7 protein-coding genes and 1 pseudogene are annotated in these 9,683 nt (G+C 64.2%); all 8 read left to right on the top strand.

Annotated features, from left to right (window positions below; all coding sequences use genetic code 11):
* Positions 1 to 323: 323 nt before the first annotated feature.
* Entirely contained in the window at positions 324 to 1,490 is a 1,167-nt protein-coding gene (gene lptF / locus H8B02_RS41215; RefSeq protein WP_092113467.1) for an LPS export ABC transporter permease LptF, read from the top strand.
* On the top strand, positions 1,487 to 2,584 hold the full coding sequence (gene lptG, locus H8B02_RS41210) for an LPS export ABC transporter permease LptG (protein WP_092113464.1): 1,098 nt from the start codon (positions 1,487 to 1,489) through the stop codon (positions 2,582 to 2,584). The genes lptF and lptG overlap by 4 nt, the downstream gene beginning before the upstream one ends.
* A 77-nt stretch (positions 2,585 to 2,661) precedes the next feature.
* Complete coding sequence (locus H8B02_RS41205; RefSeq protein WP_229171411.1) at positions 2,662 to 5,079, top strand: LPS-assembly protein LptD; 2,418 nt, start codon at positions 2,662 to 2,664, stop codon at positions 5,077 to 5,079.
* A 112-nt stretch (positions 5,080 to 5,191) separates the two neighbouring features.
* On the top strand, positions 5,192 to 6,139 hold the full coding sequence (locus H8B02_RS41200; RefSeq protein WP_229171410.1) for a SurA N-terminal domain-containing protein: 948 nt from the start codon (positions 5,192 to 5,194) through the stop codon (positions 6,137 to 6,139).
* Positions 6,140 to 6,156: 17 nt separating this feature from the next.
* Entirely contained in the window at positions 6,157 to 7,158 is a 1,002-nt protein-coding gene (pdxA, locus tag H8B02_RS41195) for a 4-hydroxythreonine-4-phosphate dehydrogenase PdxA (protein WP_229171409.1), read from the top strand.
* Positions 7,159 to 8,013 (top strand): 16S rRNA (adenine(1518)-N(6)/adenine(1519)-N(6))-dimethyltransferase RsmA, encoded by an 855-nt coding sequence (gene rsmA / locus H8B02_RS41190; RefSeq protein ID WP_229171408.1) that lies wholly within the window; start codon positions 7,159 to 7,161, stop codon positions 8,011 to 8,013.
* Positions 8,014 to 8,032: 19 nt separating this feature from the next.
* On the top strand, positions 8,033 to 9,091 hold the full coding sequence (locus tag H8B02_RS41185; RefSeq protein ID WP_229171407.1) for an alcohol dehydrogenase: 1,059 nt from the start codon (positions 8,033 to 8,035) through the stop codon (positions 9,089 to 9,091).
* 263 nt (positions 9,092 to 9,354) lie between these two features.
* A pseudogene (locus tag H8B02_RS41180) lies at positions 9,355 to 9,683 on the top strand (hypothetical protein); the annotation flags it as partial.

Here is a 9,683-nt window from a genome sequence, read left to right as displayed (position 1 = left end):
GAGGCGGCCCTTCCGGCACGCGGGGGTGAGCATTGCGATGGCGGTCTGGAGCGACCCGGACCGGGCTTGCGGCACACTATGACCTGTCGGCTGCGCCGCTGCCAAGCGCCGGAGTGGCCGGAAGGTCACAAAAGCGATTAATTAACCATAAGTTAAGCGTGCCTTGGCCCGGCCATTTTGTTGACGGATCAAAGGGATGGTAGTGAGATTGTGAACAGAGAGTGAGCCGGACGAGTCCGCGGCTCGACCATAGGGGAACCCGGGTTGACGGGATTGGTCGAAAGCCGTGCGTTTGGTTGCGCCAAGGGGGCCGTGCGGTAGCGATGGGGTCGATCGACAAGTACATCTTCAAAACGACGCTGGCGTCGTTTGCGCTTGTCCTGGTCAGCCTTACCGGCGTGATCTGGATTACCCAGGCGTTGCGCGGCATCGACCTGATGACCAGCCAGGGTCAGACCATCCTCACCTTCCTCGGCATCACCAGCCTCGTGATTCCTGCCCTGGTCCTGATCATCGCCCCGATCGCGCTGATGATCGCGATCTCGCACACGCTGAACAAGCTCGCGACCGATTCCGAGATCATCGTCATGAACGCGGCGGGCTTCTCGCCATTCCGGCTGTTCCGGCCGTTCTTCTTCGCCACCTGCGTGGTGGCGGCGCTGGTCGCCTTCATCGGCGCCTATCTCGCCCCCGACGGCATGCGCCGAATCAAGCAGTGGGATGCCGAGATCACCGCCGACGTGCTGACCAACATCCTGCAGCCCGGCCGCTTCGCCCAGCTCGATCAGAACCTGACGATTCGGATCCGCGAGCGGCTGCCCGGCGGCGTGCTCGGCGGCGTTTTCGTCGACGATCGCCGCGATCCGCAGCAGCGCGTCACCATCGTCGCCGACCACGGCACCGTGCTGAAGAACGAGAGCGGCTCATACCTCGTGCTGGAGGACGGCAATCTCGAGCGATTCGAAGTCGGCAAGCGCGATCCGACGCTGGTGGTGTTTCAGCGCTACGCCTTCGACATGTCGAAATTCTCCCAGGGCCGCGACGTCACGCTCGGAATTCGCGAGCGCTACCTCTGGGAACTGATGTGGCCGGACGAGAACGACCAGACCTATCAGCAGCTGTCGGGCCAGTTCTTCGCCGAGCTGCATGATCGCTTCATGGCGCCGATCTATCCGTTTGCGTTCGCGGCCCTCACCTTTGCCTTCCTCGGCGCGCCGCGCACCACGCGCCAAAGCCGCAATTTCTCGATCGGCGGCTCGGTATTCGCGGTGTTCGGCCTGCGCATGGTCGGATTCGCCTGCTCCGTCATGGCGGTGAAGACGCCGCTGGCGGCCCTGGTGCAATACCTGATGCTGTTCGCCGGCATCGGCGTCGGGATCTGGATGATCGTCGGCGGCGTGGTCGTCGAACCGCCGGCGGCATTGATGGAAGTCATCAACAGAAACAACGAGCGCATTGCGCGCCTCTTCCGGAGGCCCGCCACCGCATGAGCATGGTCACAAATACGCTCGGGCGTTATTTTGCCGGCCGCTTCGTCGTCGCGGCGGTGGGCGTGTTCGCGGGCATCTTCGTGCTGCTCGTGCTGGTCGACTACATCGAGATGGTACGCAAGACGTCGAGCCTCGTCGGGGCCTCCGCGATCACGGTCGCGGAAACCTCGCTGTTCCGCGTGCCGCAGCTGCTCGAGAAACTGATGCCGTTCTGCGTGCTGATCGGCGCGATGACCTGCTATCTCGCGCTGTCGCGGCGGCTGGAGCTCGTCGTGGCACGCGCCGCCGGCGTTTCGGCCTGGCAGTTCATCTCACCCGCGCTGGTCAGTGCGATCGTGCTCGGCATCTTTGCGACCACCGCCTACAATCCGGTGTCGGCCAATCTGCGCGAGCTCTCCAAACGGATGGAGGCCGAGCTGTTCGGCTCGGCGCCGGGCGGCGGCATCCAGGACGCGTCCGGTTTCTGGCTCAACCAGATCAACGACGAAGGTCAGGCGATCATCAATGCGGCCCGCAGCGAGCAGCAGGGCATCCGGCTGACCGGCCTCACGGTGTTCCGATTCGATACGGCGCTGCAGTTCAAGGAACGAATCGAGGCCCGCGAAGCGACGCTCGAAGAAGGCCGCTGGGCGTTCACGGGAGTACGCCGATACACCCTCGACAAGGCTCCGGTGGACCAGGACACCTTCTACCTGACCACCACCCTGACCCCTGCACAGGTGCGCAACAGTTTCTCCACCCCCGAAACTGTGTCCTTTTGGCAACTGCCGAACTACATCCGTTCGTCGGAGAGCTCAGGGTTCGCGACGGCTGGCTATCGCTTGCAGTATCACAAGCTTATCGCGCAGCCGTTTTTGCTGGCTGCGATGGTGATGTTGGCGGCTTCTGTGAGCCTCCGCTTCTTCCGGATGGGCGGCGTGCAGAAGATGGTTTTGAGTGGCGTGGGCGCAGGCTTTCTGCTCTACGTCCTGTCGAAAGTAACTGAAGATTTGAGCAAGGCTGAGTTGATGCATCCCATCGCTGCGGCGTGGTTGCCTGTCGTTGTGGGTAGCCTCACCGGTTTCTTAGCCTTGCTGTACCAGGAGGACGGGTAGTGGCTACCGTCGCCGCCCGCCAGTTGAGGTCGCCTGTATCCGGGCGGCGCAGTGCCCTGCGCCGTCAACGGAGCCGCATGGCCGCGTTTGGCGTTTCGATTTCTGCTCTGCTTGCCGCGTTCGTCGTGGTCAGCGCGCTCGACGTCGTCGCGTCGACGCCGGCTGCCGCGCAGGCCTTCACCTACAATCCGCGTCCGCCGAAGCCGGTCCGCCCGCCGGCCAAGAATGACGGGCAGATGCTCGTTCAGGCGACCGAGGTCGATTACGACTACAACAACAGCCGCATCTCGGCCGTCGGCAACGTCCAGATGTTCTACAACGGCACCAGCGTCGAGGCCGACAAGGTCATCTACGACCAGAAGACCAAGCGTCTTCATGCCGAAGGCAACATCCGCATGACCGATGCGGAAGGCAAGATCACCTACGCCAACATCCTGGATCTCAGCGACGACTACCGCGACGGGTTCGTCGATTCGCTGCGCGTCGACACCGAAGACCAGACCCGCATGGCGGCGACCCGCGCCGACCGGTCCAGCGGCAATTACACGGTGTTCGACAACGGAGTTTATACCGCCTGCGCACCCTGTAAGGATGATCCGAAGAAGCCCCCGCTCTGGCAGGTCAAGGGCGCGCGCATCATCCATAACCAGACCGAGAAGATGCTCTATTTCGAGAACGCCCAGCTCGAATTCTTCGGCGTTCCGATGGCGTATCTGCCCTACTTCTCGACGCCCGATCCGACCGTGAAGCGCAAGAGCGGCTTCCTGATGCCGGGCTTCACCAGCTACACGGCGTTCGGCTACGGCGTCGAAATCCCCTATTATTGGGCGATCGCGCCCGACATGGACGCGACCTTCAGTCCGCGCATCACCTCGAAGCAGGGCGTGCTGCTGCAGACCGAATTCCGTCAGCGCTTCGCGGACGGCTCTTATCAGATCCGGCTTTACGGCATCGACCAGATCGATCAGGACGCCTTCAAGGGCCAGCCTGGCGACCGCCAATTCCGCTGGGGCGTCGACACCAAGGGCCAGTTCGCGCTGAACGACAAATGGGTCTGGGGCTGGGACGGCGTCGTGCTGTCCGACTACTTCTTCATGTCCGACTACCGGCTCGCCCAGTACAAGGATCCATTCGGTTCGTTCCTGTCGCTGCCGACGGAAGCGATCTCGCAGCTCTATCTGACCGGTGTCGGCAACCGCAGCTTCTTCGACGCGCGCGCGATCTACTATCTCAGCTACTCGGGCAACCAGAACCAGGTCCCGGTGGTCGCGCCCGTCATCGACTACAACAACGTGATCAACAACAACGTCCTGGGCGGCGAGTTCAGCTACAAGATGAACTTCGTCAACCTGACCCGCGAAACCGCGGTGTTCGATCCGATCACGACGACCGCCAACACCAACAGCCTGTGCACGACCGCGTCCGCCGATCCGATGGCGCGGTTGCCGTCGCAGTGCCTGCTGCGCGGCATGCCGGGCACCTACACAAGGCTGACGGCCGAGGCGCAGTGGCGCAAGTCCTACACCGACCCGCTCGGCCAGATCTGGACCCCGTTCGCCAGCGTCCGCGCCGATGCGATCAACGCCGACATCTCGAATCAGCCGGGCGTTTCCAACTTCCTGCCGGTGGGCGATACCCAGACGGTTCGCTTCATGCCGACCGTCGGCCTCGAATACCGCTACCCCTTCATCAATGTGCAGCCGTGGGGCACGACCACCGTCGAGCCGATCGCGCAGGTCATCATCCGGCCCAACGAGCCCAATGCCGGCAAGCTTCCGAACGAGGACGCGCAGAGCCTGGTGTTCGACACCAGCAACCTGTTCGCGGTCGACAAGTTCTCCGGCTACGACCGCGTCGAGGGCGGCAGCCGCGCCAATGTCGGCGTGCAGGCCACCACGCAATTCGACCGCGGCGGCAGCATCAAGGGGATGTTCGGACAGTCCTACCAGATGTTCGGGATGAACTCGTTCGCGGTCGCCGACGTCACCAACACCGGCATCGACTCCGGGCTGCAGAACCCGCGTTCGGACTACGTCGCGAGCCTCGCCTATTCGCCCAACCGCACCTACACCTTCAGCGTCCGCTCGCGGATGGATGAAGCGACCTGGAACATCAACCGGTTCGAGGCCACGGCGAGCGCGAATTTCGACCGCTGGTCGATCGCCGTGACCTACGGCGATTATGCAGCGCAGCCGGAACTCGGCTACCTCACGCGCCGCGAGGGCATCCTCACCAGCGGATCGGTCAAGGTGGCGTCGAACTGGGTGGTTCAGGGTGCGGCGCGCTGGGACCTTGAAGCGAACAAGATCAACCAGTATGCCGTCGGCGCGGGCTATGTGGACGACTGCTTCGTGCTGGCTGCCAACTACATCACGTCCTATACCTATCAGGCCGGCTCGCAGCCGCCCGTCCTCAGCCACGCGTTCATGTTCCAGATCGGCCTGCGCACCATCGCCCAGACCTCCACGACCAGCGGTTCGGCTGGCATGCAGTAGCGAGCGAGGGGCCTGCCAAGACGCTTGTATTGGGGGCTTGAATTGGCGGCTTGTATTGCCCGCGGGCCTGTGGCCCCGGCTTGAATTGGTTTAAACGGCTGACATGACCACAATGACGACCGCTAGCCTGCCAACGCGCTGCCATTCGCTGGTGTTGAGTTCCCTGCTGGCTCTTTTCCTCCTGTTCGGGGGCGCTGCGCGACTGCATGCCCAGACCATCGCCGTGATGGTCAATGGCGAACCCATCACCAATTTCGACATCGAGCAGCGCGCCAAGCTGAACGGCCTGACCGGCGGCAAGAATCCCGATCGAAAGGCCGTCCTCGACGACCTGATCGACGAGAAGCTGAAGATCAAGGAAGCCAAGAAATTCGGCGTCGATCCCACCGCCAACGATATCGAGCAGTCCTATGGCGGCATGGCGCAAAGGATGCGGCTGAACAACGACCAGCTGACCAAGGTCCTCGAGAGCAAGGGCATCCGCCCCGATACGCTCAAGCAGCGCATCAGGGCCGACATGGTCTGGACCAGCCTGGTCCGCGGCCGCTTCAAGGAAAGCCTGCAGGTCGGCGAAAAGGACGTCGCCACTGCGGTCAAGGAGACCGGCGAGGCGCCCGACGCCGAGGCGTTCGAATACCGGATGCAGCCGGTCGTTCTGATCGTGCCACGCGGCTCTCCGCAATCCGAATTCGAGAACCGCCGCAAGGAGGCGGACACCCTGCGCGAGCGCGTGACCAGCTGCGAGGAAGCCAACACCTTCTTCAAGTCGATGCGCAACGCCGCGATCCGCGAGATCGTCGTCAAGACGTCGGCCGACCTGCCGCAGTCGCTGCGCGACATCCTGGACAAGATCCCGGTCGGTCACCTCACCCCTCCCGAAGTCACCAAGCAGGGCGTCGAAATGGTCGCCCTCTGCGGCAGGAAGGCGACGACCGTGGACACGCCGAAGAAGCGTGAGATGCGGGACAAGATGTACGTGCAGAAGTACGAGGCGAAGTCGAAAGCCTATCTGCAGGAAGTCCGGAAAGCCGCGATGATCGAATATCCAGGCGGGCGATGATCGACTATCGTTGACGCATGGCTCAACCTCTCGCACTGACATGCGGCGAGCCCGCAGGCATCGGCCCCGACATCACGCTCGCCGCGTGGCTGCGCCGCCGCGAACTCGATCTTCCGCCGTTCTATCTGCTCGGTGACCGTGCAGCTTTGGCCGAGCGCGCCAAGACGCTCGGGCTCGCCGTCGAGTTTGCCGAGGTCAGTGCCGAGGAGGCATCCGCGGCATTTGCACGGGCCCTGCCCGTCGTTGCGACCGGCAAGGCGGCGACGGCGCGACCGGGCAAGCCGGACGGAACGAGCGCCGATGCCGCGCTGGCGTCGATCCGTCAGGCCGTCGCCGATGTTGTGTCAGGCAAGGCCAGCGCCGTCGTCACCAATCCGATCGCCAAGAACGTGCTGTACCGCGCCGGCTTCCGCCATCCCGGCCACACCGAATTCCTCGCCGAGCTTGCCGCACACGGCGGGCCCGCGCCGCAGCCGGTGATGATGCTGTGGTCGCCGGCGCTCGCCGTCGTCCCGGTGACGATCCATATGTCAGTCCGCGGGGCGCTCGCGCAATTGTCGACCGACCTGATCGTCTCGACCGCGCGGATACTGGTCGCCGACATGAAGGCGCGGTTTGGCCTCGCCTCGCCGCGGCTGGCCGTCGCCGGCCTCAACCCGCATGCCGGCGAAGACGGCACGCTCGGCATGGAAGACATCGAGATCGTCGCGCCCGCGGTCGAGATCCTGCGCCGCGACGGCATAGCCGCCCGAGGCCCGCTGCCGGCCGACACCATGTTCCACGCAGCCGCGCGCAAGACCTATGACTGCGCGCTCTGCATGTATCACGACCAGGCGCTGATCCCGATCAAGACCGTCGCGTTCGAGGACGCCGTCAACGTCACGCTGGGCCTGCCCTTCATCCGGACGTCGCCCGATCACGGCACCGCGTTCGATATTGCCGGCACCGGCAAGGCCAATCCCTCGAGCCTGATCGCCGCACTCCGGCTCGCCGCGCGCATGGCCGCGGCATCAAGCTAAGTGAGCGCGATCGACGATCTGCCACCGCTGCGCGACATCATTCGCGAGCATTCGCTGTCGGCGCGCAAATCGCTCGGCCAGAATTTTCTGCTCGATCTCAATCTCACCGCACGCATTGCCCGCGCCGCGGGTCCGCTGGAAGACTCAACCGTGATCGAGGTCGGGCCCGGCCCCGGCGGACTGACGCGCGCGCTGCTTGCGATGGGCGCCAAGCGCGTCATCGCCATCGAGCGCGACGAACGCGCGATCGATGCACTCGACTACATCGTCAAGCGTTATCCCGGCCGCATCGAGATCGTGCATGGCGACGCGCAGCACTTTGATCCGCGTCCCCTGCTCGACGGCGGCAAGGCCAAGATCGTCGCCAACCTGCCCTACAACATCGCGACCCAGCTCCTGGTCGACTGGCTGTCGATCGAGCCGTGGCCGCCATGGTACGACACCATGGTGTTGATGTTTCAGCGCGAGGTCGCCGAGCGCATCGTCGCCCATGAGGACGAGGAAGCCTATGGCAGGCTCGCGGTGCTCGCCAACTGGCGCGCCGAGACCAAGATCCTGTTCGACATTTCGCCCGCAGCCTTCGTGCCGCAGCCGAAGGTCACCTCCTCGGTGGTACGAGTGATACCGCGCGCCGCGCCGGAGCCGTGCGACCGCCGCATGCTCGAGCAGGTTGCGGCTGCCGCCTTCGGCCAGCGCCGCAAGATGCTGCGCCAGAGCCTGAAGTCGCTGTCGGTCGATCCGGCGCGGCTTGCTGCCGCAGCCCAGATCGACGCGACGCGGCGCGCCGAAACCATTCCGGTCACGGGCTTTGTTGCCATGGCCAGGGAATTGGCCGATATACGGTCCACAAAATAGAACATCAGGAGAAAACGTAATGGCGCGTATGGTTCGCCAATCCCTCGTCAAGTTCGATGCACCGCTGTGCGAAACCATCGTCGACACGCCCAAGCCGCAGGGACGCGAAGTGCTGGTGCGCATCGAGCGCTGCGGCCTCTGCCATTCCGATCTCCACATTCAGGACGGCTACGCCGATCTCGGCGGCGGCAAGAAGCTCGACACCACCCGCGGCATGACCCTGCCCTTCACGCTCGGCCACGAGATCGCAGGCGTGGTCGACGAGGTCGGTCCCGATGCGCCGAAGGATCTGGTCGGAACGAAGAAGGCGGTGTTTCCCTGGATCGGCTGCGGCCAGTGCCGTGACTGCCTCGCCGGCGACGAGAATCTCTGCGCCAAGCAACGCTTCCTCGGCGTCTCGATCGACGGCGGCTTCGCCACCCACGTGCTGGTGCCCGACGCGAAATACCTGCTCGATTACGATCCGCTGCCGGTCAATCAGGCCGCCACGCTGATGTGCTCCGGCGTCACGGCTTACGGCGCGCTGAAGCGCCTGGTCGATCGTCCGCGCCAGCGCAATCTGCTGCTGATCGGTCTCGGCGGCGTCGGCATGATGGGCCTGTCGTTCGCACAGGCGATGTTCAAGCAGCCGATCACGGTTGCCGATCTCAGCCCGGCGGCGCGCGAGACCGCGTTGAAGAATGGCGCGGCGGCGGCCTACGATCCCGCTGAGCCCGATGTCGTCAAGCGCATGCTGAAGGAAAGCGACGGCGGCTTCGACGGCGTCGTCGACTTTGCCGGCAACGAGAAGTCGATGGCGTTTGCGGTGTCGACGGTCGCACGCGGCGGCAAGATCGTGGTGTCCGGCCTGATGGGCGGCCAGTTCACGCTGCCGATGGTGCAATGGGTCTACAAGCGCATGACCATCGAAGGCTTCATGGTGGGCACGCTGGCCGAAGGCCGGGAACTGATGGCGCTCGCCCGGGCCGGCAAGATCAAGCCGACGCCAATGAAGGAAGAGCCGATGGCCGACGTCCAGAAATGGATCGATGAGCTGCGCGCCGGCAAGGTCGTCGGACGCATCGTCCTGAAGAACTAACGAAGACGTCCCGCCGGCGTTGCGATCGCCGGCGGGACGCAATGGTCTCGCAGCAGCAACGCGAGCTTTGGTCCTGCGGAACCTGACAGCCGAACGAAGCATTCGTTCAGCCCGCGTTCCAGCCTTCCGGCCGCCGCAATTGCGGTGCGACGCGAGCCTCAATTAAGCCCTACCCGTTCCGGATTTGCGGCGCATTGCGACCCAACTCTTTACCGAGATTGGCTGCACCAGCGTTTGCGTAAAAAGAAATACCGGGGACGCGTATGTCAAATCGTTCAGCGAAATTCGCTGCGGCGCTTGCCGTCAGCATGTTGGCCAGTGCCAACTTCACGGCCATGGCCCAGACCGCCGCCAACACGGCGAGCACCAATACGGCGAATGCGAAGACCGCGGACAGCTGTCTGTCCGCGCCGAAGGGAACCGCGCCTGCGGGGAGCCACTGGTTCTACCATCTCGACCGCAGCACCAAGAAGCAGTGCTGGTATCTTGGTGACGCCAAGACCAAGACCGTCGCCAAGATCGCGACGACGCAGCAGCAGCCAGCGGCCGCCGCGCCGGACACCGCGGCGACCACCGATGCAACGCCGCCGCA

Origin of the sequence: Bradyrhizobium altum, assembly GCF_020889705.1 — a bacterium.
Taxonomy (GTDB): Bacteria; Pseudomonadota; Alphaproteobacteria; order Rhizobiales; family Xanthobacteraceae; genus Bradyrhizobium; species Bradyrhizobium altum.
The sequence above is the reverse complement of the archived record's forward strand: the minus strand, read 5'-3'. Positions and strand labels throughout refer to the sequence as shown.

What these genes read in the sequence shown, in the direction of transcription:
- lptF (WP_092113467.1), top strand. Translation starts at nt 324, where the DNA reads ATGGGGTCGATCGACAAGTACATCTTCAAAACGACGCTGGCGTCGTTT.
- lptG (WP_092113464.1), top strand. Translation starts at nt 1,487, where the DNA reads ATGAGCATGGTCACAAATACGCTCGGGCGTTATTTTGCCGGCCGCTTC.
- H8B02_RS41205 (WP_229171411.1), top strand. Translation starts at nt 2,662, where the DNA reads ATGGCCGCGTTTGGCGTTTCGATTTCTGCTCTGCTTGCCGCGTTCGTC.
- H8B02_RS41200 (WP_229171410.1), top strand. Translation starts at nt 5,192, where the DNA reads ATGACGACCGCTAGCCTGCCAACGCGCTGCCATTCGCTGGTGTTGAGT.
- pdxA (WP_229171409.1), top strand. Translation starts at nt 6,157, where the DNA reads ATGGCTCAACCTCTCGCACTGACATGCGGCGAGCCCGCAGGCATCGGC.
- H8B02_RS41185 (WP_229171407.1), top strand. Translation starts at nt 8,033, where the DNA reads ATGGCGCGTATGGTTCGCCAATCCCTCGTCAAGTTCGATGCACCGCTG.